The sequence below is a fragment of the Gracilibacillus timonensis genome (genome assembly GCF_900086715.1).
GTDB classification, from domain to species: Bacteria; Bacillota; Bacilli; order Bacillales; family Amphibacillaceae; genus Gracilibacillus; species Gracilibacillus timonensis.
Window position 1 is genome coordinate 105,596 of the sequence record NZ_FLKH01000010.1, and the last position, 25,746, is coordinate 131,341.

Genomic DNA, 25,746 nt, shown 5'->3' on the forward strand with positions numbered 1-25,746 from the left:
TTTTAAAGAAAAAAATTATACCATTCAACTTATCGGAACCGCGATTCGTTCAACATTCTAGGTATTGCAAGGCATGTATCTTTATACTGGAAACATAGGAGGTATCCCAGCTATTGGTCCATGCAAAAATCGTTGCGCCTATCCTAAAAAATAACTTATAGAGGATGTTCAAAAAGACCAACAAAAATGACGCGGCGAATTTCTACGTTGGCAATATAAGATCTTCTACTAAGGTCGCCCACGTCCTGTGGGCAACGTAGAAGTCAACACATCCTGTGTGAGTCCGTTCCTCACGTATTAAAAGCATACGTTCCGGTACCGGGAGACTACGCCGCCTTGAACTTCTTGGTCCTATTTATCGGCATTTTTGAACACGCACTTATAGAATGATTCTTGTAACGATATAACAAAAAAGTGTGACAAGCAAGACTTTGCTCGTATTATTTCTTGCTAATACCTCGTTTGATCCATTCACGTGAATGACTATTCCTTAGCACATATTTACATGTAAATAAACGTTACCATTGGAGGTTTTTATATTTTTGTTTTTTGATTGAATGATGGTCGTCATTTTTCTTCATCGGAAGAAAATAAACTTTTCTCCATCTATTTTCCCTTCACTTCACGTAAGGTCCATGCCCGTATTACTAACTTCCAAACTTAGCACTTCCTATCATTCGCTATACCTATTGAGCTTTATTACAATTCTGCCCAAATAATCATGCAAAATATATTCCATATCGCACAAAGCATGTTAAAATAGTCAGTATATTGCAAAAAAACAAGGAGGACACAATAATATGCAGCAACCAACTTCTAAACCACTCGGGTTTGGTGAAATATTAGACCAAACCTTTCGTATCATTAAATCAAACTTTAAAGAACTATTTATGATCAGCTTCTGGGTGATCATCCCCATTATCGTTCTTCAAACATTGTTATTAACATTAACTGGAAGATCGTTTGTTTTTGGAGGGGATATTGGCGAAGGAGCGTTTAATCAACTGATAAATGGCGCAGAATCTATTGCTACTACCTCTCCTATTGATGATCTCACAAGCAGCTTGATCAGTCTGCTTATCCTATTTGCCCTACCTATCTTAGGTGGAGGGATCATTTGGACGGTGAAATATGCACGAGAAGGTCAGAAACCAGTTGCAAAAGAGATGATCAAAAAGGCACTGCCTAGATATTGGCCGATGTTCTGGAGTACACTGTTGATTGTCCTAATCGTTTTTGCTGCCATCTTCTTCCCAATACTTATCGTCGCCTTTATTATCGGCATGTTCCTCGTTATTGAACCTATTATGGGGGCTATTATGGCGATACTGCTTGGATTAGGCTTCTTTATTGGCTTGGGTTTATTATTCACAAGATTTACCCTTTTCTTACCAGCTGTTTTATTTGAAAAAGTAGCGCCAGGACTGGGGAAAAGCTGGCATTTAACTAAAAAACAAACATGGAAATTTTTCGGTTTGTTTATTATATTAAGTATTATAACGTCCGTCATTAGCATGATCATTTCCATTCCACTGACATTTCTTGGAGACAGCGTGCTTTATCATGTACTAAGTAACGTTTTTTCCTTAGTCACCACAATCATCTTTATTGTCGGCTATGCCGTGATTTACTTTGAATCTACCATTCGTCAGGAAGGCACCGATTTAAAATCAATGATCGATGAATACCATACGTCAGAGTCTCATTAAAAAGCTCTGCATAACTTAAAAATGTTGTTTCCTAACCATTTATTCAGCATTCTGGAAACACTTGAAGGTTTAAGCGACTTCGTTCAGTAGGTAATTCTCTTGCCACTGAACGATACAGACGCTTAACACTGTTAAAAAGGAGAATACCTATGCACTATTCCCAAACGGAACAAGAACGACTAGAGGAGATCCTATCTCGGGAAGAATACCAAATCTATTATGAGGATCATCGAAATTTCCTAGAACGGGCTTGGGATAGTTTTCGAGAATGGTTTCAGGAGAATATCCTTGCCAGACTTTTTGAAAACTGGGAGGCTTCCTCAACCACAGGCAATATCGTAACCGGTGTGATTCTGTTTCTACTGGCTTTAGTCATTCTTATTGGACTAATTATGTTGATCATGACCATCGTACGCAAGAAGAAACTAAAACACTATAAACCCCTTGGTCAACAAGGCGCCTTGGATTGGAGTTATCTTGATCACCTCCAGGCAGCGGAATCATGTGAAGCAAATCAGGAATATCACGCCGCTACCAGACATCTATTTCTTGCCTTATTGTTACACCTTAACCAAGAAAAATGGCTGAAAGCACAACAATGGAAAACCAACCGAGAATACTATCAGGAACTGCAGCAAACCGATCCTGCCATGGCTAGCCCATTTTATCGATTTGCCATCTTTTTTGAAAAAGTGATGTATGGGGAACATCAGATAACAGAAGCAGACTATCAAGACTTCAAGAAATCGGTAACCAAGGTGATCGAAACGCAGACTGAAATGAAAGAGACAGGTGAACAATAATGTTTGGTAAAAAAACTTGGATCATTGGCGCCGTTTTTTTCTTATTACTAATTGGAGTGAGTATGCTCACCGCTAACCAAACACCAACACAATATCCTCCTTATCTAGTCGATTCACCCTCCCCAACTGGTTTAAAGGCGCTTTATACCTATCTGGAGGATAATGAATATGATGTGCAGCAGGCAGAAGGTTTATCGGATTCTACGGATCATTCACTACGAATGATGGTTAACCCAGATCTCCCCTCGGATCAATCCGTGGAGGATGCTTATCAATCTTACATAGAAGCGGGAAACACAGTGGTACTTGCCAAAGAAAACCCACAAGATTTTTTTGGGGTGAATACGATAATGACCGACCAATCACTATCCAACGAACCTGTAGAGATATTTCATCATGAGCAACCTTTGACCGTATCCCTACAAAGCGATATGGCGATTGAACCAGAAGAGAACGATCATGTACTGCTCACTACCAGCGATGATCAGGTGATTGCGTTGGAGCGGCCAATAGGCGAGGGCTCCTTGATTGTGTTGACAGAGCCAAATTGGTTAACCAACGAAGGGATTACGGCACAAGATCAGACCGATGCCGTCTTTGCCACCATCCCGTTTGACCAACAGCCGTCGATTGTGTTTGATGAATTCAGCGCAGCAGATATTGGCAGTGTCTCACCATTCGACCTATATCCTGGATGGGCTTATGTCTTACTCGTTCAAGGTATCATCTTAGCTATTTTCATTCTATGGAAACAAGGAAAACGATTCGGCCCGGTATACCCTGTGCGCGAAGAAACGGTTCGCTTAAGCGATGAAAGAATTCAAGCCATTGCTATTTGGCAGACAAAAGGAAAAAACTATACGGCAGCTATACAAAATCAATTAACCTACCTAAAAGAAGCCGTCCGTCTGCGTTACGGCTTACCTCACCATGATAGCTGGGAGGTACGATTAAACTTACTGAAGAAAAAGCAGACATCCTTATCAACACAACAAGTACAACAGCTAAGTCAACATTTTACAGCAGTTGAGGATAACCTGCTCATTCATAAACAGGAATTTCTAGCACTATCCCAAACGATTGACACGATTCGGAAAGAGGTGGAGGAAACATGAAAACAAATATAACAACTTTATTAGAAAACTATGAAAAACAAATAATTGGTCAAGGAAATAATCTACGCCTTTTGTTAACAGCTGCTTTGGCTGGAGGACATGTATTAATTGAAGGCGTGCCCGGCACAGGTAAAACACAGATGGTCAAAACACTGGCCAAACTTCTGGATAGTGATTTCAAACGGGTTCAGTTCACCCCGGATTTGCTGCCAAGCGATATTACGGGCAGCTCTATCTATAACATGAAGGATCAGGCCTTCCAAACGTTAAAAGGGCCGATTTTTACCAACGTGCTCTTGGCCGATGAAATCAATCGGACACCTGCGAAAACCCAAGCTGCCTTATTAGAGGCCATGGAAGAAAAACAGGTTACGATCCAAGGAGAGACCTATGCCTTACCTGACTTCTTCTTTGTGGCAGCAACGCAGAATCCGATTGAATTTGAGGGGACCTATCCCCTCCCAGAAGCCCAACAAGATCGTTTCTATTTTAAATTACAGATTAATTTCCCTCAGTTGGAAGAAGAGGTTGCTATTCTACAAATGGTGATTCAACAGCAAAATAACCTGGAAGAAGTAGAAGCCATCTTCTCCAACACAGAAATTCAACGATTGCAAGCCGACATACAAACGGTCAATATAAGTCATGAAATAGCAGATTATATTATGAAAATTGTCCGAAAAACAAGAGAACTAGAATCTATCCAGCATGGGGCCAGCACACGAGCAGCCATCGCCATCGCTAAAACAGCTCAAGCATGGGCCTTTTTAGAGGACCGTGATTATATTACACCAGATGATGTAAAAATGGTGGCCATTCCGAGCCTCCGTCATCGCGTACAATTATCACCATATGCAGAATTGGAAGGATCTGATATTGATGAGACGATTAAAGAACTTGTGGGATCGGTTACTGTTCCGCGATAAGGGAATACTACCAACCTACACACTCGTTATCTATTACACTATTTTCCTTGCCGCCTTGGTGCTAATATCATTTTGGCAATTTTCCTGGTTGTTTCTTGGCATCACCACATTAGTGATGTTAGGGTTAGTAGCCATCGATGCCTTCTTGCTTCCTAATCGACAACAATTCGATGTGTCCCGCCAAGCGGAAGAGGAAATAGAGCGATATCAAGAACAAACGATAAATATTAACATCGAAAACCGAACCAATGCCCGTTTTGCCGTGCGCTTTATCGATGACAGCCCACGTTCTTTTCAAGCAAATTATCCAGATCTGCAACCTTTAGCGGAACGCAGCCAGCTCTTACTTCCTTATCAGATACAGCCAACTGTTAGAGGAGATTATCTGCTTGATAAAGTATATATACGTGTTCGCAGTAAATGGGGGTTGTGGGAAAGACAATTAACCTATAGCCTACCAAACGCTGTTCAAGTCATTCCTAACCTTGCAGAAACCAAGCGTTATTTAGAAAATGCGCAACGCTATTTATTGCATGAGGGGATTAAAATTCGAAAAACGCGCAGTGGAGAAGGAGAATTCAGTAAAGTAAGAAGTTACGTTATCGGAGATGATCCACGAACGATCAACTGGCGACAGTCAGCCAAGCAGCAAGAATTAATGACCAACGAATATGAACCGGAACACGGTAAGTACGTCACGATTCTGATTGATTGCGGACGTACAATGGGGGTTGAACTAAAGGAAAGCAATCGGTTAGAGAAAACGATTGAAGCTTCTATCACCTTAGCCGCTGCTGCATTGGATAATGGGGACCATGTATCAGTTATTGCGTTTTCCAAAGATATCAAAGCCGTTGTTCCTGCTGGCCGGGGATTAGAGCACCTCCATACCATTTTGCATGCCATTTATGATCTAACCGTAGATGCGCAGGAATCGAACTATACACTGGCTTTTCAACACGCACAAAGTCTCCAAAGAAAAAGGAGTATGATGATACTCTTCAGTGACATGCAATCCTTTGCCAATGAGAACTACCCATTATTTTATATGCAGCGGGTCAGACGGAAACACTTATTTATTATGCTTGGTATCAAGGATGAACTCTTACAACAGCAAATAGCAAGCAAACCAGTCAGTACCTTACAAGCAATGAAAAAAAGCGAGGCGCAAAGACAATCCATTTCGCAAAAGGAATTTGCTAACAAATGGAGCAAGCATGGTCTTCCCATGCTTGAAACCCCTAGAGATCGCTTAGCTGCAACGGCTATCTCTCATTATATTGATACATTAAACAGAGGGTTGTTGTAACAGTCTCTCCCGCTTTTGTCTCAAATAGTTACCGATCAACATATAAGCAGCCAGAGCTACTGCGGTAATCGCGGCCACGGCATACTTCCACTCCAACGATATGTCAGATGGAGTAATATAACCTTCAATGATACCAGCGATGATAAATAAAGGAATTGTCCCTATCAGCAGTTGAACCGATCGGGTCGTTTGTTTTTTCAGCTGGTATCCTCTTGAATGAATGCCTGGCACGAATATTTTGTAACCCATCAAGAGCCCGGCTCCACCTGCAATAAAAATAGCAAGTAGCTCAATCACACCATGTGGAACGATATAGGCCCAGAACACATATGTACTGCTTGAATTCCAGAATACCGCAGCCAAGGCACCGATTATAATGCCGTTATAAACCAGCACGTAAACCGTCAGAAGACCAAGGGTAATCCCGCCAGCGAATGCCATTACCGCCACCTGAATATTATTGGTCAGGATCTCCGTCGACATTAGCGGGGCATTCACATCCGGTGATGATTCACCAAGCGAGGTCGGATCAACGGATTGTGTCATTTCTTCTGGTAAAATACCATATAAATAAGATGGATTGTTTATCACAGCAAAAAAGCTAGCCAAACCACCAAGCGTAAATAGCAGCATCGCAATCAGAACGGCTTTCCATTGCTCTAAAAGCAAACCAACGAATTTATGTGAGAAGAAATGATAGATTTGCTTCCAAGAAGAATGCTGTGAGCGATATAATATATTATGTGCTTTCCCTACTAGTTCGTTTAAATATCTGGTAATATCTTCGTTGGCAAAATACGTTTGACTATAGGAAAGCTGTCTTGCTACTTTTTGATAAATTTGTTGAAATTCATTAATGCTATCACTGCTCTTTTTCTTAGGTACTTCCGTAATGAGTTGCTCTAGTTTTTCCCAATCCTGTCGATTTTGTTTAATAAATTGATTTAGCTGCATAACATCACCTTTTATTTTTTATCCTAGTGCCACCGAATAATGCCCACTGCCACATGGATAAAGTATGCTTTAACCTATATGTTATTATAATGGTTAAAACGCCCAAATAACAAGTCAAACTCTTATACCGAAACAAATTATAGAAAGAGTGGTCATCCTATGGAACAAGAACAACTACAGGTCAAGACACCAGAATATGTCTCCCTGCAATTCAAGTTAGCTGGCTTAGGTTCAAGAACTGCCGCGTATCTGATTGATTATGCCATTTTAGTGGTCTCACAAATCATCTTAACCTTTATTTTATTTTTTTCATTGTCATTTGATGCGGGTGCTTTTTATTTCGATCAAAATACATTATTTATTACCCTTTACCTCATTGCCATTTTTGTGCTTAATCTCGGTTATTTTGCACTTCTTGAATTTTTTTGGCGCGGAAAGACGATCGGAAAAAAATTACTTGGCATTCGCGTGATTCAGGAGAATGGTCATAATGTTACATTTTTATCTAGTTTGATACGCAATTTCATCCGCTTGCTGGATGTCTATGTCATTGGAATGGTACTAATCTTTGCCCATCCAAAACATAAACGACTCGGAGATTTAGCGGCTGGTACACTGGTTATACACGAACAAGGAAAGAATTCTTCTAAAAAAAATGCAGTGGAACAATATATTGAAAAGTGCGGGCTCCATAAAGAGGATTTGACATTGGAATCTTTTGATATACAACAATTTCATCAGCGAGACTGGCAGTTATTGAATACCTATGTCCATCGAATAATAACCATTCAGCAAAAAGAAAAACCAATCCTAACCGAACAAGTAAGTGAAATCCTGTTACCAAAAATCGATACCAGGATCAACCAATATTCACTCAGCAATGAATCGATACTGCTGTTGCTTTATTTGCATTTGAAGGATGAATGGGAGTATTAAGAATAATTAACAAATAAGCGCGGCACTTCTCGTCTGGAGAAAGTGCCGCGTTTTTAGTATGACAGACAAAAGGTTTGCTCAAGGCACGATTCTTATGGACTGTGGAACGGGATTTGCTCTTTTTCAGTCCGCGAGATTCTTACGGACAAAATTTCACGATTCTCCGGTTTTTTGTCCGTGAGATCCATTCTTACGGACAAAATTTCATGATTCTCCGCTTTTTTGTCCGTGAGATTCATTCTTACGGACAGTATTTCACGATTCTCCGCTTTTTTGTCCGTGAGATCCATTCTTACGGACAAAATTTCATGATTCTCCGCTTTTTTGTCCGTGAGATCGAATCGGTCTTGTTTTCCTCAGTCCCTAACTAAGATCAAAACGCTCAACTAATTTATTTTCCCCAAACAAAAAACCCCCTGACTATGCAGGAGGTATAGCGACACATTTGGAAATGTGTAATAAATTATCTCAAGTGTTTCCCAGCAATAGCTGGCTGAACTTGTGCGTTGGGTGTTTCTACGTTCAGCTCTGCTTTTCGTTTTTTTCTGCGGGATGAAACTTTCTCCATCGCAGATAAAACTAGAAAAGTAAGCAGAATAGTTAACGACACCATGTATAAAGAAGTTACCATAGTAAACTATCCCCTTTCCTAAAAAAATATCATGCTTATCTTTTGAATACACTTATATCGTACCATATTTTTTTAATTTGTAAATGATATTTATGAAATTCTTTTAAATTCTTTTAAATTCTCTAACTTCTCCTTAAATGCTTCGATTTTGTAACCGTTCTGTAACATTTCAAGGCTAGCCATGATTTGTGTCTATTCATTCAACCTATGAATATTTATTCAACTGTCTTCGCTCAGAAAATCCCCCTTCTTTTCTGCAATGAAGAGGGATAAAACAGTTTATGATGAATGATTCGCTAAGTGAATATAGATATCTCTTAGATTGCGAAAGCCCATTTCTTCAGCCTTCACTATGTTCTCGGACCATAATTGAGCGGTTGCTGCAGCATCATATAAGGCATGATGACGTTGTTTAATTGGGATCGAATAATACTCACACCAATCATCCAAATGGACATGATCTATTTCTGGTGACACCACTTTTGTTAAAAAATTGGTGTCAATAATGCGATGTTGAAAATTCTTTCTCGTTACATTCCAGCTTGCCTGCTCCATAAACTGTTTCTCATGGCTGGAATGGTGCGCAACTAGTGTGTCATTTTGCACGAAACGGTAGAATTCACGCAACACGTCTAAGAGCGGCTGAGCTTGTGTTAGTTCCCATGCCGTAATCCCTGTCAAGTCTGCGATTTCTTCAGAGGGGGGCAAGGCATTATAAATGGTTTTATAAAAGAGCTGGTTCTCTAATACATCTGCGCCTTTCATTTTCACCGCACCAATGGATAGCATTCGATCGCCATGATAAGGATAAAAACCAGTTGTTTCGATATCAAATACGACGACAGGAAGTTGTCGAAAGGGGACGTGCAGGGCATCCTTTTGTTTTAATTCCTTCTGCAAATTACGAATAAAGGCAATTTTACGAGCATCGGTCTGACTGGAAACCGGATTGATTTCGGTGATTTTTCCTGACATTTGTTTGATAAATGCTAACATTTGATTCATAATCATTGCGAACACTCTTTTTCTATCTGTTTTTTTGTTTGTTCAAATAGGCTGGTCCCTTTTCTGATATATTGTTTCCAGTCTTGTTTTTCTTGCTTTGTCAGTTGATCCACCGATACATAGTGGACGTCTTCGTAAGTTGCAGCATCTCTCGTCAGTTTCCATTTAAAGCTAAATAACGATTCTAATACAGGCTGGTATTCTTTCATAAAGGGATAGGTGGATTCCATAGCGGATAGTCGTTCCATTGTAGGCACTTCCAGACGATGATTCCAAATCGCCAACAAACGAAGGGCATTAATGTAAGGGAACATGGTTGTTATTTTGATATTGATTTGACCTGTGCGCTCTCCAGATTGTTTAGGCAATAATTGACTAAACAGCCCAAGTCCTTTTGGAGTAAAGTCGACATTATCCTTGAGCCGTAGCATAACCTGAGGATGCTGTGTCACATAAGAAAAAAAGGTCTGCTTTACTTCCTCTAACAACAATTTTTCCCCGGTTAAGACACGTGAATCAAAAAAAGTAGAGGCATGACGCAATGATTGCCAGCTTTCTTCTGTTAACCAATCTAACACCTGCTGCTGCCATGATTGTACAGATTTCGTCCACATTGACTCTGATGCCATTACTTTTCCGTCACATTCTTGATAACCAACAGCAGACATGCCTTTCACAATTTTTTCACCTAAGCTTTGAAAATAAGCCTGCTCCTTCTGCTCTCCATCAAAAACAATTCCATGATCTTGATCACTCCAAATCGCTTGTTCCTGCCTTCCCGCACTACCCATCACGAAAAAAGCAAAAGGAACAGGCGGCGCTCCCTCTTTCTCATTCATCCACGCTATCGCTTGTTCCACTACCATCGTCATTAATTGTTCATGCATTCGATTGAGATCGGCAAATGTTTTGGCATAAGGCATATTCTCCATCCGCCACGTCATCATTTCTTCCCATTTCTTCATGGAGATTCTCTCCTTTTAGGTCTTCGTCACACTGTATAAACCCCGGCACCTTACCCAGTTGGATAAGGTACCGGGGGCATTGCTCTATCTATTCGTTAATGATCCATCAGCTCTTCATTAGACTTTATTTTAGCGTTAGAAGTGCTATTTTTTGCTTGGGTTGGCTGCGGAATGTTTTCAGGGTAACCATAGCTGCCATGCTCACTCATGTCAAGTCCGATAATCTCTTCTTCTTCCGATACTCTCAAGCCCATTATTTTATCCATCACTTTTAGAATAATGAAAGACACAACAAAGGCATAGATACCACTGGCCACAACACCTAACACCTGTACACCTAATTGCTCAAATCCACCGCCATAGAATAATCCTGGCAGTCCCCAATCCGCGCCAACGGATAAAGGCTCTGTTGCGAAGAAACCAGTCGAAATCGTTCCCCAAACACCTACTGTACCGTGTACCGATAAGGCAAAAATCGGATCATCAATACGTGCTCTGTCAAAGAATTTCATACTGAAGTAAACAATGATACCGCCAATAGCACCTATTAGTACGGCTGCCCACGGTTCTACAAAGCCACAAGAAGCTGTGATTGCTACTAAACCAGCTAATGCACCATTTAATGTTGTTGGCACGTCTGCTTTACCTGTAAGTGCCCAAACTACTAACATAGCGGCAATGGCACCTGCAGCTGCAGCTAGTTGTGTATTTAAAATCACATAACCAAAGAATGCCTCTGATACACCAAATGTACTTGCACCGTTAAATCCAAACCAGCCTACCCATAGAAGCAATACAGCCAAGGCAGTAAATACTTGGTTGTGACCAGCTATATCATTAGATGATCCATCTTTATTATATTTACCGATTCGTGGTTTTAAGATAATAGTCGCTGCCATAGCTGCCATAGCACCGGTTAAGTGTACTACAGTCGATCCTGCAAAATCCTGCTTCCCATGATCAGCTAACCAGCCTCCACCCCAGATCCAGTGAGCAACAACCGGATAAACCAGTGCCGAGAATAGAACGGCGAAGATAACGTAAGCAGAAAGTTTCGCCCGTTCAGCAAATCCCCCAAATGCAATAGTAAGTGCAATTAACGCAAACATCATTTGAAAAATAAAATCAACTGCTGGGGATAAACCTTCTTCACTAAATTCTGTACTACCATAGAAAAAGTCCGATAATCCAATAAACCAGTTTCCTTCACCATAGATGAAGCCCCAACCTATTGCCCAGAATACTAAAGAACCAATCCCAATCGTAAATATTGTTTTACCGGCGATATGGCCAGCATTTTTCATTCGAGTGGAACCTGCCTCCAATAGTATAAATCCTCCAATCATCAATAGAACTAAAAAGGTTCCAATGATGACCCATAAATTATCCATCAATACTGTGTCCATGAACTTCCCTCTCCTTGTCAGTTTATTTAACATCTTACGTTAAACATAGTGTAAACCAACAGCAGACTCCCCCACCATTAACTTGTTAGATAATCTGACAGTGTTTTTTGAAAGACAATGACCATGCGGCGTGACGGAGAAAATTTGGAGCAACAGCAAGAAGAAGGTAACAGGTTCTACTTTGTGATAGTTATTTTCCCTAAAAAAACCAACTTCCAGAATAGAGCAAGATTTTCTGACACAAAAAAACATCTCGCATCGGGCGAGATGTCTTATAGCTCATATGGTGTTTCCTGATAAACATAATAATTGAGCCAATTGGTGATTAACATACTAGAATTAGTACGCCAACGTAGTTTCGGTATCTGCGTCGGATCATCATTCGGAAAATAATTCCTCGGTAATACCGGCTCCAAACCAGCTGCTGTATCTCGATCATATTCCTTCTTCAAAGTAAAGGCGTCATATTCTGGATGACCCGTTGCAAAAATCTGTTTCCCATCCTTGGAAGCGACCAAATAGACACCCGCAAGTTCGGATTCACTAAGAATCGTTAATCGGGGATCCTTCTCAATATCTTCCCTGCGAATATCGGCATTCCGGGAATGCGGGATTAAAAATTCATCATCAAATCCGCTGACTAGTTTTTCCTTAGGGTTATTTACGGTATGACTGTATACACCGGATAGTTTCTCTGGCATAATATATTTATCAATTCCGAAATGATAATACAAACCTGCCATCGCTCCCCAGCAAATATGCAGTGTAGAGGTTACATTCTCTTTACTCCACTCCATAATTTGCGCCAATTCATCCCAGTAATTCACATCTTCAAAGGGTAACAATTCAATCGGGGCACCTGTTATAATTAAACCGTCATAACGATTTGTTTTAATATCCTCTATCGATTTATAAAATTGTTGCAAGTGTTCGGGAGAAGTATTCTTGGACTGATGCGTACTCGTATGCAACAGACTCACTTCCAACTGCAAGGGGCTGTTCCCCAACAAGCGCAGTAAATGCGTCTCTGTCTGCTGCTTCAACGGCATTAAATTCAAAATTAGAATCTTCAGCGGCCGAATATCTTGTGTAAAGGCACGGGTTTCATCCATGACAAATATGTTCTCTTCTTGTAGTTTACTTTTTGCTGGTAGTAAATCCGGCACTTTAATAGGCATGTTGGGTTGCTCCTTTCATCTTTAATCAACACACGAACTCCATTAAAAAAGCTGATATCATCCATTATAACGATTTCAGCCCCAGAAATAAAGGAAAATGTTTAGAATGGAAATTGTAATATAGTGCAATAGAGCTGGTTGTGCCATTTCCTAACGGTTCGTTGCTTTTTAAGATGGTATGCTGCTTTTCTGGACGGTTCCGCTCAGATTCCGGACGGTTGTGAGCTCTTTCTGGACGGTTCCGCTCAGATTCCAGACGGTTGTGGGCTCTTTCCGGACGGTTTCGCTCGGATTCCAGACGGTTGCGGGCTCTTTCCGGACGGTTTCGCTCGGATTCCGGTCAGTTTCGCATTATGTCAACTAGCTAGTACCATTGCGACTCTTTTGTAACAACGTCTGCAATTCACTTTATAATGGTATTAAAAATGCCTAAGCTATCCTGTAGCTTAGGCATTTTTATCTAAGTAGACATCCATTTAGGCGGGGTATCCTTTCCCCAATAGACTTCACCAATGGGTAAATGCTCTTCGAATTGATCCTTTTTCAGATGATAGTGAAATTGAAAATAATAACCGTCTTGCGGCTTCCTCAAGCGATTCACATGAAATTTAGCAATATTTTCTTTTGCATTGGCATCATAGAGGTTAAAGATTCGTTCGCCGTATCCACCAGAAGGATCTTCAGCAATCATCAGATATTGACTTGCTGCTTTACCCTTTTCTTCATAAATCGTATCCAATACCTCATCAAGGTTAGGTAAAATCACTTGTTCCACTTCTTCATTCACCTTACTACCTATTTTAGATCCTAATTTCATGGTTAGCTTCTCTTTTGCCGCTTGATTAAGGGCTTGCAAATAAAGCTGGTCCGAATCTTCTTCAAACACCAAGTCTTCTTGAGATATCGCATCTTCTTGTGTTTGAGTTTCAACCGGCTTCGCCTGATCTTCCTTAGGCTCCCACGTGCTCTTGTCTACATCCGCATCTATCGAGATAGGAGGGACGTATAAGCCCAATGTCAAGATTGTTACTAATAAGACGGTACTTTTCTTCAACCACTTCTTCATCTGGACCAAACTCCTTTATATCTCCTTACTAAAAGTTTATCATGTTTTGTTTATTTGTCTATACCATTCCTTGGATTACACAAAAATTCCTAAGTTTTTTTGTTTTCGTATAGATATGGATTTACCAGACAAACTATAAAATAGGAATCAACCATATATTTGATATTTTCCATACATAATTCACGAATAACAAAGGAGAGTACAAGACATGGATAAAGAGGAAGCCTGGAAAGAGATAGAACGTCTGCGTGATTTTGACAATGCCATAACGGAAGAAATACAATCAGATATCGCATATTACCGCACACTATTTGCGAACGTAATTATGGTTGGCTCACCCACAGAGGATTGGGTTTTAATTGATACAGGGTTAAAAAAATACCGAGATCGTATTCTGCATGCCTGCAAAGAGCGCTATGGCGAGAAACCACCTCTTGCCATTCTACTTACTCACGGGCATTTTGATCATATTGGTTCAGCGAAAACACTGGCCAAATACTGGAATGTACCTATCTTTATGCATGAAAAGGAGTTACCTTATGCAACTGGCAAGGCAGCTTATATGCCTTGTGACCCTACTGTTGGCGGTGGAGTTTCCTTAATGTCTGTCTTTTTTCCGACAAAGCCAGAACACCTAGGGGATCTCGTGACTGCTTTGCCTTCTGATGGTACGATCCCGTGCCTCCCAGAGTGGCGTTATATTGAAACACCTGGGCATACGGTAGGTCATATCAGTTTTTTTCGTGAAAAAGATAAGTTGTTGGTCGCCGGGGATGCAATTGCAACGGAAAAGTCAGAGTCCTCTTTATCCATTTTCTTTCCCTTTCAACGTCTACATGGACCCCCAGCCTATTTTACAGAGGATTGGTATCTAGCAGAGGAATCCGTGAAACGATTAGCCGCCTTACAGCCAGATACTATCATCGCAGGACACGGCCTGCCCATGCAGGGAGAATTCATGAAAGAAGAGCTCCAACAATTAGCCGACCACTTTGCACAACAAGCCGTACCGAAACATAAGCGGCATTAAACGCAAAGAGGGAAGTTGCCTTGAATAGTATTGGTTCCGTGAGATTTGGTTCTTACGGACAGAATTTTGCGATCCCTTGGTTTTTTGTCCGTGAGATTCATTCTTACGGACAAAACTTTACGATTCCTCGGTTTTTTGTCCGTGAGATCTATTCTTACGGACAAAACTTTACGATTCCTCGGTTTTTTGTCCGTGAGATCTATTGCACATGCATCTGTCAAGTAGACAAACGAAATTGTCCGTCATTTTTTCTTACCCTGATGATACGTAGGCCGTTTATCCGCCATCCTTGCCAGCTATTTGGGGTCGTGGTGAGGTAGGCATGTCGAATCGGGAAAAATAAAGCCTTTAAGGGCTGTCGATTCGCGCATGCAGCGTACCATGACCCATCTCTTCTAAGCTCTCGCTGGTCGGGTCCCGGGTCCCAACACAGCGAATCGCTAAGAAGAGGCATAGCTGGCAAGGACAAGCAGCTACGCTGTGGCTTTCGCTGTTCCTCTTGTGCCCCATTGACCCTCCCATCGCTCGATAAAGTGCACAGGATTTGTTTGTAATTTGGTGTGGATTCGTTTATGATTGTAATAGTGAATGTACTCGGTTATCGCGTATTGCACTTCAGATGCTGTCTTTGCGTCTTCAAAGAAACAGGCCATTTCACATTTTGCGTGACTGAAGAAGTTTTCAATACATGCGTTATCCCAGCAGTTGCCTCTGCGGGACATGGATGGTGTGAGACCCATCTCTTGGACACGCATTTGATAACCAGCGTTTGTGAATTGTGTGCCTTGATCACTATGTAGGATGGCGCCTTTCACAAACGTTTTTTCTTTTAAGCCCTCTAAAGCCTCATAGACCAATGCCATGTCTTGACGAGGTCCCACGGCATGAGCTACCACCTCATCATGAAACAGGTCCTTAATGGCGCATAAATAAAGAAATTTATTAACCCCTTGTTGGACAGGCAAGTAGGTGATGTCAATGGCAAATTTGCATCCTGGCTTTTCCGCATGAAAGTTACGATCCAAGATATTCGCTACTTTATGATGGCTGTCATGACGTTTCACATAGCGCTTTTGTCGAATCTTACAACGCAAGCCATATTGTCGCATGATACGAGCTACACGCATTTCTCCCGCCTGAATATCATAGGTTTCCTTCAGAGCTATTTTCATTCGTTTTCTCCCCAGTGTCCCACGATGCTCCTGATGCAACTTCCATAAGTAGCTATACAATTGTTCATCTTGATTCGCTTGCATACTGCCGCCTCCACGGTTTTTCCACTTATAATAACCTGCCCTCGATACATCGGTTAGCTCCACTAAGTCCGTCACCGGATAATCCTTGGCATTGGCTTCAATAAAAGCAAACTGTAGCTCTTTCTGTTCTCTCACCCCCTTTCCAACTCCAAAAGCTTTTTTAATAATTCAATCTGGAGCGCCTGACGCTCGAGTTTTTCGTCTTTAGTTAGCTCTTTCTTTTTCGCTTTTGTCTCCAGGTTTTTCCTTTGTTTGTCACTAGGTTGCTTCTTGTTTGTAAGCGCTTCATAACCTCCCTCTCGAACTCTTTGTACCCAACGTCTAGCCACTCTTCCATCACTAATATCATATGTTTGTACTAAGTCTCGAATGGCATGTCCTTCAAAATATTTCCCCACTACTTCTTTCTTCAATTCATAACTATAAGTTCTCATCTGTTCCGCCCACTCTCCTGTTGATTAAATTCCCTATTATAGTGGACATGTCTCGAACTTGTCTACTCTACTAATACAATATCATATTCTTACGGACAAAACTTTACGATTCCTCGGTTTTTTGTCCGTGAGATCTATTCTTACGGACAGAATTCCTCGATCCCTCGGTTTTTTGTCCGTGAGATTTTCACTGGTTTCCGCCGGGCTTATTCACAACAAAAAACAGAACGGTGACATAAAGCTAACACTCATTTTCTTACCCATGAAAAAAACTTGGCCGCTGTGCACCAAGTTTTTTCATCTAATCTAGCCTTCTTCATCAATATCCGTTGGCCTGCTATTTTTGACAAAGAACGACAGCCCTAATCCAATCAAGGTAATAATAGACAGCACCAAAAATGCTGTATTGGCGCCTACAATCGCTGGGAATGCTTTCTCTGCTTGCTCTGCGATTGCTTCTGTTTGAGTCATGACCGTTACCATGATAGCCGTTCCAACTGAAGCCGAAACATTACGCAACGTGTTATCCATAGCAGCTCCATGGGCAATCAGCCGCTTCGGAAGTTGATTCAACCCTGCCGTTGCTACTGGCATCATTACCATGGAAATGCCCAGCATACGAATCATAAACACAACGGTTAAATAAGTCATCGACGTTTTATCATCTAATATGGTATACAGAAGAGAACCAATTACCATTAAGGAGAAACCAATAATCGCGAGCCATCTGCCACCAATTCTATCAAAAATCCTGCCTGTAATCGGCGACATTAAACCAGTAATTAATGCACCTGGTAAAATAACCAGACCAGACTGCATCGCACTAAAATCCCGGGCTTCTTGCATATATAGCGGAATCAAGGTCTCCACTGCAATCAACCCCATAAAAGCAATCATCCCTAAGGCCACCGTAAATGGAAAGATCGAGTAAGTAAACACGCGAAATTCCAACATCGGATGAGTTAATTTAAACTGGCGCAAAATAAACCAGAGTAACGACAAGACACCGATGATCAATACAATAATCGTGACAGGCGCCGCCCAGCCATTATTACCGGCACTTGTAAATCCATATAATAATCCACCAAAACCAAACGAAGAGAGAATGACCGATAGTACATCCAGTTTTGGTTTAGCTACTTCTGTTACATTTTTCATTACAAAATAAGCAATAATAATATCAATAATCGCGATCGGTAGAATGATATAGAATAAAACCCGCCACGAATAGTGTTCTGTTACCCAACCAGACAGTGATGGCCCAATCGCAGGTGCAAAAGAAATAACCAAACCGACCAGCCCCATTACGCTTCCTCGCTTATTCACAGGAAATATCAATAAAAACACGGTTTGCATTAATGGCAGCATCACCCCAGCACCCGCCGATTGAATAATTCGCCCCGCTAATAAAAATGAAAAATTCGGTGCCACGGCAGCGACTAATGTACCTACAGCAAATATACTCATCGCCGTGAGAAATAATTGCCTCGTCGTAAAACGATCCATTAAAAAGGCAGTAACAGGAATCATAATTCCATTTATCATCATAAAAATCGTTGTCAGCCATTGTGCTGAATTAGCCGTAATACTCATCTCATTCATGATCGGCGGAATGGCCGTTATCATCAATGTTTGATTCAAAATCGCAATAAACGCCCCTGCTAATAACAGCGCAACGATGGTCCCTCTTTTTTCAACAGATACAGACATATGTTCACTCCCGTTCAATTAAAAATAATATAGTCACGAAAGATATTGTATGTTTTTTTAAGCAAAAAAGCAAAAAATAGTAACTACTGGCCAGCTACTATTTTAACCAACCCTTTTCTTGTACTTTCGCAATTGCTTCCATACGGTTAGCTACTTCCAGCTTATCCAAAATAATGGAGATGTAATTTCGAATGGTGCCATGGGACAGATATAGTTCCTTGGCAATTGCCTTCGTTGACTTCCCTTCTATCAATAACTCCATTACCTCCACTTCCCGTGTTGTTAGTGGGTTTTTTTCTGCAAAGGCAAGGTCAATTAATTCAGGAGAGTAGATTCGCTTTCCCTTGATAATCTGCCGGATCGATTGCATTAAATCTTCGCTTGGACTATCTTTTAGCAAATAGCCACTGACGTCCGCCTTTCTTGCACGTTCAAAATAACCAGGGCGGGCAAAAGTAGTTAAGATAATGACCTTGCATGACTGATCCTTCAGGCGTTCTGCTGCTTCAAGACCTGTCATAACAGGCATTTCAATATCCAGCAAACAGATGTCAGGCTGTTCTTTTTCTACTAATTGCAATACCTCTGTACCATTGCTTGCCTTACCCACTACCGTCATATCATCTTCCAAATCCAGCAATGCACCTAATGCACCTAATAATAATTGTTGATCTTCCGCAATCACCATTCGAATCATATTATCCCTCCTCTATCTGCCTCAGTACGATCGGAACGGTAATCTCCACTTTAAACCCCTCCGGACTATCGGATATATCTAAGGTGCCATTAATGAAAGAAAGACGTTCACGCATACCTTGCAATCCATTGCCTGCCTCCAGCATCCCTGACACCCCAAAACCATTATCCTCCACCAATAAGCTGATTTCTTGCGCCGTTTCGGTTAGCTGCACTGTACACCGCTCTGCCTGACTATGCTTGACCACATTAGTAACCGCCTCTTTCAGACACATGCTTAACACACTTTCAATCAAAATGGGCATATGGGTTACATCTATCTCCACTCGCATATCATGCTTTATCTGGGCAGCCTCCATTAACTGCTTCACATGATCTAATTCTTCCGCAAGACGAATATTCTTCATATTGGAGACCATCTCTCTCACTTCTTTTAACGCTTGTCTGGATGTACTCTGAATATCCTCTAGTTCTTTTCTAGCGGCATTGCCATCTTTCTCAATCAGCTTTGCCGCAAGCTCACTCTTCAATCCAATCATCGATAATCGCTGGCCTAATGTATCATGTAAATCACGGGCAATGCGGTTCCGCTCCTCTACAATAGCCAACTCCGCGATTTTACGATTAGCATCCTCTAACTTCACTTCTAATTCTTCTTGCTTGAGACGGTTATAACGATTAATGGGGAGTAAAATCACCCCAAGCACCGTCATAATTAAAAAGGGCAGCTGATTTAAAAACAATGTATAATCCAGGAAAAAGCCCGCTGTAATCGCCCCTACTGTCGTCACCAAATGAAGCACATACATGGTAATAAAACCAGATTTACTACGGATGTTTCCAACAAAAAAGGCGGTGAACAACGCATAATACACATAGCCAAATAAGATCGTCATGACCACGTTAATTAGAAATTCGATACTCAATCCGATATAAACAAGTGGTCCGTGCGAGGTGAATGTAAACCAATAGACGGCAAAAAATAGTAAGGTCACTGCCACTCCAAAACCAATCTCCCACAAAGACGTCGAACGGAAGATAAAGTAGAAGGGAAGCACACAGAAAATAATCCATATATATAAACTCAATCCCGTATTACGAGGGAAAATATGATACCAGTGGCGCACAGCATTACCTCCTCTTTCATCCTGCTTGATGTTATTTTATCAGAATTATTCATTATTCTATACTCTTATACAGAAATATATTTTTCATCATATCCCTGCATCAAATAATCCCCCTAAACAGCAGGGGGATTACGTTTATGATCGAATCGTATGTGGTGGTTTCGCAGCAGAGAGAGAATGCGATTGTTTTTGCTTCAATCGCTTTTTCATTTCACGAAAACTAATAAACGTCTTTTGATCTTCGTCATACAGACGGAACTTAATCGATTCTAAACTGGTTTTTAAGGTAATCGTTGTTGCCTTTTGTAATGGCGGTGTTTCCCGATGCGCCTGTTCTAAATGATAGTTGGGCACTTTGGGCGCTAAATGATGGACATGGTGATAGCCAATGCTGCCCGTCATCCATTCCAGCCATTTTGGCAATTTATAATAAGAACTTCCATCTACAGCTGCCTTGACATAATCCCATTCGGACTCATTTTCAAAATAAGAATCTTCAAACTGATGCTGTACATAAAACAACCAAATGCCTAGTACACCAGCTATATAAACGATAGGCAATTGCACAAATACCAATGCCTGCCAGCCTAAGGTGAATGTAATCAATGCGTAAAGCAAAACTAATAATACATTGATAAGGTAGGTGTTACGTCTCTCCTTTTTCTTAGCGGCTTTTCGATTGAATCGATTGCTATAGAGGAATAGGGAAAGCGGCCCCAGACCAAACATGATCAACGGATTTCGATATAAGCGATATTGCAGCCTTTCCCACTTTCCGGCATTTTCATATTCTGCTGCCGTCATGATCCAAATATCACCAATCCCGCGCTGATCCAAGTTACCACTGGTGGCATGATGAATCGCATGTTCCCTTTTCCATTTTTCAAAGGCAAAATGCGTAATAACGCCAGTAATCGTTCCCAGCACTCGATTTAATTTTGGGTTTTTGAAAAAAGATTGATGGGCACAATCATGAAAAATAATAAACATTCGTACCATAAAGCCTGCTGCCCCGATGCTAAATAGCAAACTTAACCAAATCGAGAAGGATAAGCTTTGATAGGCCAAAAGCCATAAAATAAAAAAGGGAGGTATTGTATTTAATAATTGGATGAGACTTGTTTTTGTTTTAGAGGTTGCATATGGCATCACATCTTTCCTCAGTTGTGCCTGCTTTTGTTTACTCATTTTGCATCCCTACTTTCGAAAAACTTACTGTGTTCATAAGTATAAAGCAGGGACTGCTATCTGTTTAGACACACTTGTCAGGAATTTATCATGACAAATGTCATATTATTTATTAGAGCTTGTTGATATTGGATAATGTGGTGTGGATTTCCTGTGTTTTTATTCATCTAAGGTGATGAGATAGAGATTTACGGACTGGAGAGAATTTTTCCCATTCCTCAGTCCGTAAGAATCATTATCGTGGACTGGAGAAAGCAAACCCCGCTCCCGAGTCCATAAGAATGCAAAGCCGCCAATTCATCCTGAATAAAACTCGCCTACCTCGAAATATTAGCAAATCGTTTCGTGAAGTCTACTCCTTGATAGTACGTATTTTTCACCAGAATATTTGGTCCCAAACATTTTACAGCTGGGCAATGGCAATTTAATGACTGCGCCGTTTTTGAATCCATCCATCGTTGAAAAGAAGTCTGCAGCGGGGTGTTCTGAATGTTTCCTAATGACGGTTCTTCCTCATCGCCGAAGTCAGTAACAATCACTTCCCCGGAAAAAATATTCACATTCAACCGAGAACGACCATCTGGATCATTTCTCACGGTGACATTCTTCTCTCGATATAATCGCTGCAGCAACGCAAGTTCCTCTTCATTCTGACTGCATGGATAAAAAGGAAGGGTGCCAAACAACATCCAGATACCTTGCTGGCGATGGTTTAGCAATCGTTCCAGCCCTTCTTGCATTTCTGTTAAACTCAATGTCTGCAGATCACTAGCAAAGTCCACGGGGTACATCGGATGGATCTCATGGCGCACGCAACCCATTTCCACCACATGATCATGAATCGATTCCAGATAAGGGAATGTCCGCTTGTTTAACATCGTTTCGGCGGAGACCATCACCCCTTCAGCTGCCAGATTTTGTGAATTTTCCACCATTCGCTCAAAATACTTTTTGCGATTTTCTTCATTTGGTTTTCGTTCCATATTCGCAAAACCTGTTTCAGCGAATTCTTCTGGCGTGCCCCAATTATGCGAAATATGTAACACATCTAAATAAGGAATAATTGCTTCATAACGACTGTAAGGCAAGGTCAAATTGGAGTTAATCTGTGTTCGCACCCCTCGTTCATGGGCATAACGAAGCAAAGGGACAACATATTCACGAACAGACTTTTTCGACATCATCGGTTCTCCACCAGTAATGCTCAATGTACGGAGATGCGGAATTTCATCTAATCGTTGTTTCAATAAGGAAAAAGGTAAGGCGTCAGGATCCTTGTCTCTCAACGTATAACCCACTGCACAATGGGCACAACGCATATTACAAAGATGGGTCGTTGTAAATTCTATATTAGTCAACGTCATCTCGCCATACTCTTCGACATCGAGATAGGCTTCCCATGGGTCATAGGATGACGTGATTGTTGGTTTTATTTGGTTTACAGATACCATCGTTCAACTTCCTTTCTTGTCTAAACTCGCTCTTCTATTGTAACAAACATCTTCAACCCTTGCCTGTAAAATATCGATTGTGTCTCGGAACAAGCCTTCTACATTGCATTATAGTGAATCATTTGTTATATTTATCTCGAATTCGAAATATTTATAATCCAATGAGGAGTTGAATATATATGAATGGTTTAAAAGGGATGCACCACGTCACAGCCATTACTAGCAGCGCAGAAGCAAATTACCGTTTCTTTACCGAAGTACTGGGCATGCGATTAGTGAAGAAAACTGTTAACCAAGATGATATCCAAACCTATCACCTATTTTTTGCCGATGATAAAGGAAGCCCAGGGACGGATATGACATTCTTTGATTTTCCTGGTATTCCAAAAGGCATACATGGCACCAATGAGATCTTTCGGTCGGCATTTCGTGTTCCATCCGATGACGCCATCGATTACTGGTTGCAACGACTAAATCGCTTGGAGATCAAGAATGACGGAATCCAACAACAATTCGGCAAACAGACACTATCTTTCGTTGATTTTGATGATCAACAGTATCAACTTATCTCGGACGAAGGCAATGAAGGTGTTGCAAGCGGCACTCCATGGAAAAATGGCCCGATCCCGTTAGAATATGCAATTACAGGCCTTGGACCAATCTCTGTCCGTATTCATGATTTTAACTATTTTAAACAAATGATGGAAAAGGTCTTAATGTTCACCGAAATCGGGCAGGAAGGCAATAATCACTTGTTTGAGGTAGGAGAAGGTGGAAATGGCGCTCAGGTCATTGTAGAAGAAAATCAGGAAATGCCGGTTGCACAGCAAGGATATGGCACCGTCCATCACGCCGCTTTTCGGATTGAGGATATTGAAACATTACACGATTGGGATCAGCACTACCGTAAATTTGGTTTGCAAACATCTGGCTATGTCGATCGTTTCTTCTTTCATTCCTTATATACCAGAGTCGCACCACAGATTCTATTCGAATTGGCTACAGATGGTCCTGGCTTTATGGGGGACGAACCATACGAAACCCTTGGAGAAAAGCTATCCTTGCCACCATTTTTAGAGAACAAACGAGAAGAGATTGAAGGCATGGTCCGTCATATTGACACCGTTAGAAGTACGAAGACATTTGAAAAAGAATAGGAACAATGATCAAGCTGATAGGCTTGGTCATTTTTTTATAAAAGAAGAAAGGACAGGGCAAGTTTTGCTCATTTTTTTTATAGGTGGAACATGGTATGCTAATTATAGCTTACTAAAAAATGGAGGGAAAACGACATGAACAAAAAAGAATGGACGGCACAGCTATTGCGTGATAGTCAGTCATTATTTCGCTGTCCGATATGTCACGGCAATCTCACAGTAAACGGTACCGTCGTTCGATGTTCCTCCCAGCACCTGTTTGATATCGCCAAAAAAGGCTACATTAATTTCTACGGAAAACCTTCCCCTACTGATTACGACCGAGAGCTTTTCGAGTCCAGATATCAGGTTATTCAAAACGGAATGTATGACCCTTTACATCAGAAACTCGCCGAACTAATCGACAGGGAGATTATACTGGACATCGGTTGCGGGGAAGGTTCCCACCTCGCCAATATACTGCAGCATTATCAGCAGCAAGGCAGAGGAGTTGGCATCGATATCAGTAAAGACGGGATACAAACCGCAGCCAAATATCATCCCGGTATCTTATGGACAGTGGCAGACCTTGCTAACAGTCCGTTTCAGGCAAATTCATTTGATGTTTTATTAAATATTTTATCACCAGCCAATTACCAAGAATTCCGACGTTTAGCAGTACCAGGTGGCTTGATTATCAAAGTGATACCGCGAGCCTATTATTTAATCGAGATCAGGGAACAACTCCAAGGAAATCGACAATATGTTAATGACGATACGAGCGCGCATTTTCGCAAGCAGCTGCAAATGGTAAAACAGAAGACGATACAATATAAATGGGACATACCTTCAGGCACTGCCGAACATTTATGGCGTATGACACCACTAACCTGGGGGAAAAGCAAAGCCCGCCCACTTTCTCAGATTACCGTAGATTTGGATATCTTGGTAGGTAAAGTATAACCATTACGAGGGAGGAATAGCTATGAAGGAATACTCTGTTGAGGAAAGTCGGAAAGCTTGGGAAAACAATGCAGCTTTTTGGGATGATTACATGGGAGATGCCTCTAATCGATTCCACCGAGAAACCGTACGCCCCAAAGTAAGTGAGCTTCTACACATTACTGCAGACGATTTTATTTTGGATATTGGCTGTGGAAATGGTAATTACTCGGCTTACCTTGCCGAAAAAGGGGCAGAGGTAGTCGCCTTTGATTATAGTCGTACCATGATCAAACTGGCGAAAAAAAGACAACGGAAATACCAGGATAAGATCCGTTTTCACGTTATCGATGCCACCAACAAACAAGAATTAATGACATTAGAAAGAAGCCGTCCATACACGAAGGCAGTGTCTAATATGGCTATAATGGATATGGCGGAAATCACGCATTTATTTCAAGCTGTCTATCACTTAATCGAAGAAAACGGGGTATTTGTATTTGCCACACAGCACCCTTGTTTTATAACCCTAACCGACCAATACCTAACAGCGCACAGTTATAAAGATATTGCCATTGAAGGACAATCTCAGCCACATTGTTACTACCATCGTTCTTTGCAGGATCTATTTCACACCTTCTTTCAACACGGCTTTCTTATTGATGGTTTTTATGAAGAAAGCCATGGACAGCAGGAAACACCTGATATCATCATTGTAAGAGCTAGAAAAATAGCAAAAATGGAAAGGAAGTGGATTTAGTCTCCACTTCCTT

At 41.1% G+C, this 25,746-nt stretch carries 24 protein-coding genes; 10 read left to right on the plus strand and 14 right to left on the minus strand.

The genetic code is table 11. The features are described from left to right. The first annotated feature begins 800 nt into the window (after nucleotides 1-800). The 5 genes from BN6556_RS04415 (at nucleotide 801) to BN6556_RS04435 (ending at nucleotide 5,862) form a co-directional block, all read left to right on the plus strand. A complete protein-coding gene (locus BN6556_RS04415; RefSeq protein ID WP_066187738.1) occupies nucleotides 801-1,709 on the plus strand; it encodes a hypothetical protein in 909 nt (302 codons plus the stop codon). A gap of 149 nt (nucleotides 1,710-1,858) precedes the next feature. After that, complete coding sequence (locus BN6556_RS04420) at nucleotides 1,859-2,512, plus strand: DUF4129 domain-containing protein (RefSeq protein WP_066187741.1); 654 nt, start codon at nucleotides 1,859-1,861, stop codon at nucleotides 2,510-2,512. Continuing rightward, complete coding sequence (locus tag BN6556_RS04425; RefSeq protein WP_066187746.1) at nucleotides 2,512-3,627, plus strand: DUF4350 domain-containing protein; 1,116 nt, start codon at nucleotides 2,512-2,514, stop codon at nucleotides 3,625-3,627. Before BN6556_RS04420 ends, BN6556_RS04425 begins: the two co-directional genes overlap by 1 nt. After that, nucleotides 3,624-4,553, plus strand: a complete 930-nt coding sequence (locus BN6556_RS04430) for an AAA family ATPase (RefSeq protein WP_066187749.1) — start codon at nucleotides 3,624-3,626, stop codon at nucleotides 4,551-4,553. The genes BN6556_RS04425 and BN6556_RS04430 overlap by 4 nt, the downstream gene beginning before the upstream one ends. Beyond that, entirely contained in the window at nucleotides 4,507-5,862 is a 1,356-nt protein-coding gene (locus BN6556_RS04435; RefSeq protein WP_066187752.1) for a DUF58 domain-containing protein, read from the plus strand. Before BN6556_RS04430 ends, BN6556_RS04435 begins: the two co-directional genes overlap by 47 nt. Here the strand turns inward: BN6556_RS04435 and BN6556_RS04440 are convergent. Beyond that, nucleotides 5,842-6,816 carry a stage II sporulation protein M gene (locus tag BN6556_RS04440; protein ID WP_066187755.1) on the minus strand — a complete coding sequence of 325 codons (975 nt, stop codon included), beginning with the start codon at nucleotides 6,814-6,816 and terminating at the stop codon, nucleotides 5,842-5,844. The genes BN6556_RS04435 and BN6556_RS04440 overlap by 21 nt on opposite strands. Nucleotides 6,817-6,975: 159 nt before the next feature. Between BN6556_RS04440 and BN6556_RS04445 the strand changes: the two genes are divergently transcribed. Further along, nucleotides 6,976-7,752 (plus strand): RDD family protein, encoded by a 777-nt coding sequence (locus BN6556_RS04445; protein WP_066187758.1) that lies wholly within the window; start codon nucleotides 6,976-6,978, stop codon nucleotides 7,750-7,752. A gap of 463 nt (nucleotides 7,753-8,215) precedes the next feature. Here the strand turns inward: BN6556_RS04445 and BN6556_RS22040 are convergent, their stop codons facing one another. From BN6556_RS22040 to BN6556_RS04475, 6 genes are all read right to left on the minus strand, one after another. After that, nucleotides 8,216-8,383, minus strand: coding sequence for a hypothetical protein (locus BN6556_RS22040; protein WP_161485671.1), 168 nt, complete (start codon nucleotides 8,381-8,383; stop codon nucleotides 8,216-8,218). A gap of 279 nt (nucleotides 8,384-8,662) precedes the next feature. Beyond that, complete coding sequence (locus tag BN6556_RS04455; RefSeq protein WP_066187765.1) at nucleotides 8,663-9,394, minus strand: exonuclease domain-containing protein; 732 nt, start codon at nucleotides 9,392-9,394, stop codon at nucleotides 8,663-8,665. Further along, on the minus strand, nucleotides 9,391-10,353 hold the full coding sequence (locus tag BN6556_RS04460; protein ID WP_066187771.1) for a DUF294 nucleotidyltransferase-like domain-containing protein: 963 nt from the start codon (nucleotides 10,351-10,353) through the stop codon (nucleotides 9,391-9,393). Before BN6556_RS04460 ends, BN6556_RS04455 begins: the two co-directional genes overlap by 4 nt. 95 nt (nucleotides 10,354-10,448) lie before the next feature. After that, nucleotides 10,449-11,759 carry an ammonium transporter gene (locus BN6556_RS04465; RefSeq protein ID WP_066187773.1) on the minus strand — a complete coding sequence of 437 codons (1,311 nt, stop codon included), beginning with the start codon at nucleotides 11,757-11,759 and terminating at the stop codon, nucleotides 10,449-10,451. Nucleotides 11,760-12,031: 272 nt separating this feature from the next. Next, on the minus strand, nucleotides 12,032-12,937 hold the full coding sequence (metA, locus tag BN6556_RS04470; RefSeq protein WP_066187776.1) for a homoserine O-acetyltransferase MetA: 906 nt from the start codon (nucleotides 12,935-12,937) through the stop codon (nucleotides 12,032-12,034). A gap of 460 nt (nucleotides 12,938-13,397) precedes the next feature. Further along, nucleotides 13,398-14,003 (minus strand): YpjP family protein, encoded by a 606-nt coding sequence (locus tag BN6556_RS04475; protein WP_066187779.1) that lies wholly within the window; start codon nucleotides 14,001-14,003, stop codon nucleotides 13,398-13,400. 208 nt (nucleotides 14,004-14,211) lie between these two features. On the opposite strand from BN6556_RS04475, the gene BN6556_RS04480 reads away from it, so the two are divergent. Next, the gene (locus BN6556_RS04480; protein WP_066187783.1) at nucleotides 14,212-15,033 is read left to right on the plus strand and encodes an MBL fold metallo-hydrolase; all 822 of its coding nucleotides are present in this window, start codon (nucleotides 14,212-14,214) and stop codon (nucleotides 15,031-15,033) included. 473 nt (nucleotides 15,034-15,506) lie between these two features. Here BN6556_RS04480 and BN6556_RS04485 read toward each other — a convergent pair whose 3' ends face one another. The 7 genes from BN6556_RS04485 to yfkAB all read right to left on the minus strand — a co-directional run bounded on the left by BN6556_RS04485 (nucleotide 15,507) and on the right by yfkAB (nucleotide 22,895). Continuing rightward, on the minus strand, nucleotides 15,507-16,424 hold the full coding sequence (locus tag BN6556_RS04485; protein WP_066187785.1) for an IS3 family transposase: 918 nt from the start codon (nucleotides 16,422-16,424) through the stop codon (nucleotides 15,507-15,509). Then, the gene (locus tag BN6556_RS04490; RefSeq protein WP_066187788.1) at nucleotides 16,421-16,723 is read right to left on the minus strand and encodes a helix-turn-helix domain-containing protein; all 303 of its coding nucleotides are present in this window, start codon (nucleotides 16,721-16,723) and stop codon (nucleotides 16,421-16,423) included. Before BN6556_RS04490 ends, BN6556_RS04485 begins: the two co-directional genes overlap by 4 nt. 306 nt (nucleotides 16,724-17,029) lie before the next feature. Further along, nucleotides 17,030-18,433 (minus strand): DHA2 family efflux MFS transporter permease subunit, encoded by a 1,404-nt coding sequence (locus BN6556_RS04495; protein WP_066187791.1) that lies wholly within the window; start codon nucleotides 18,431-18,433, stop codon nucleotides 17,030-17,032. A 97-nt stretch (nucleotides 18,434-18,530) separates the two neighbouring features. After that, entirely contained in the window at nucleotides 18,531-19,130 is a 600-nt protein-coding gene (locus BN6556_RS04500; RefSeq protein ID WP_066187794.1) for a DNA-binding response regulator, read from the minus strand. 1 nt (nucleotide 19,131) lies between these two features. Beyond that, entirely contained in the window at nucleotides 19,132-20,256 is a 1,125-nt protein-coding gene (locus BN6556_RS04505) for a sensor histidine kinase (protein WP_066187796.1), read from the minus strand. 135 nt (nucleotides 20,257-20,391) lie between these two features. Then, a complete protein-coding gene (locus tag BN6556_RS04510; protein WP_066187799.1) occupies nucleotides 20,392-21,444 on the minus strand; it encodes a fatty acid desaturase in 1,053 nt (350 codons plus the stop codon). Between the two features lie 317 nt (nucleotides 21,445-21,761). After that, a complete protein-coding gene (gene yfkAB / locus BN6556_RS04515) occupies nucleotides 21,762-22,895 on the minus strand; it encodes a radical SAM/CxCxxxxC motif protein YfkAB (RefSeq protein ID WP_066187802.1) in 1,134 nt (377 codons plus the stop codon). Between the two features lie 179 nt (nucleotides 22,896-23,074). On the opposite strand from yfkAB, the gene BN6556_RS04520 reads away from it, so the two are divergent. From BN6556_RS04520 to BN6556_RS04530, 3 genes are all read left to right on the plus strand, one after another. Next, nucleotides 23,075-24,052 (plus strand): ring-cleaving dioxygenase, encoded by a 978-nt coding sequence (locus tag BN6556_RS04520; RefSeq protein WP_066187805.1) that lies wholly within the window; start codon nucleotides 23,075-23,077, stop codon nucleotides 24,050-24,052. Nucleotides 24,053-24,187: 135 nt separating this feature from the next. Next, nucleotides 24,188-24,994 carry a methyltransferase domain-containing protein gene (locus tag BN6556_RS04525; RefSeq protein ID WP_066187808.1) on the plus strand — a complete coding sequence of 269 codons (807 nt, stop codon included), beginning with the start codon at nucleotides 24,188-24,190 and terminating at the stop codon, nucleotides 24,992-24,994. Between the two features lie 22 nt (nucleotides 24,995-25,016). After that, complete coding sequence (locus BN6556_RS04530; protein ID WP_066187810.1) at nucleotides 25,017-25,733, plus strand: class I SAM-dependent methyltransferase; 717 nt, start codon at nucleotides 25,017-25,019, stop codon at nucleotides 25,731-25,733. Nucleotides 25,734-25,746: the final 13 nt, after the last annotated feature.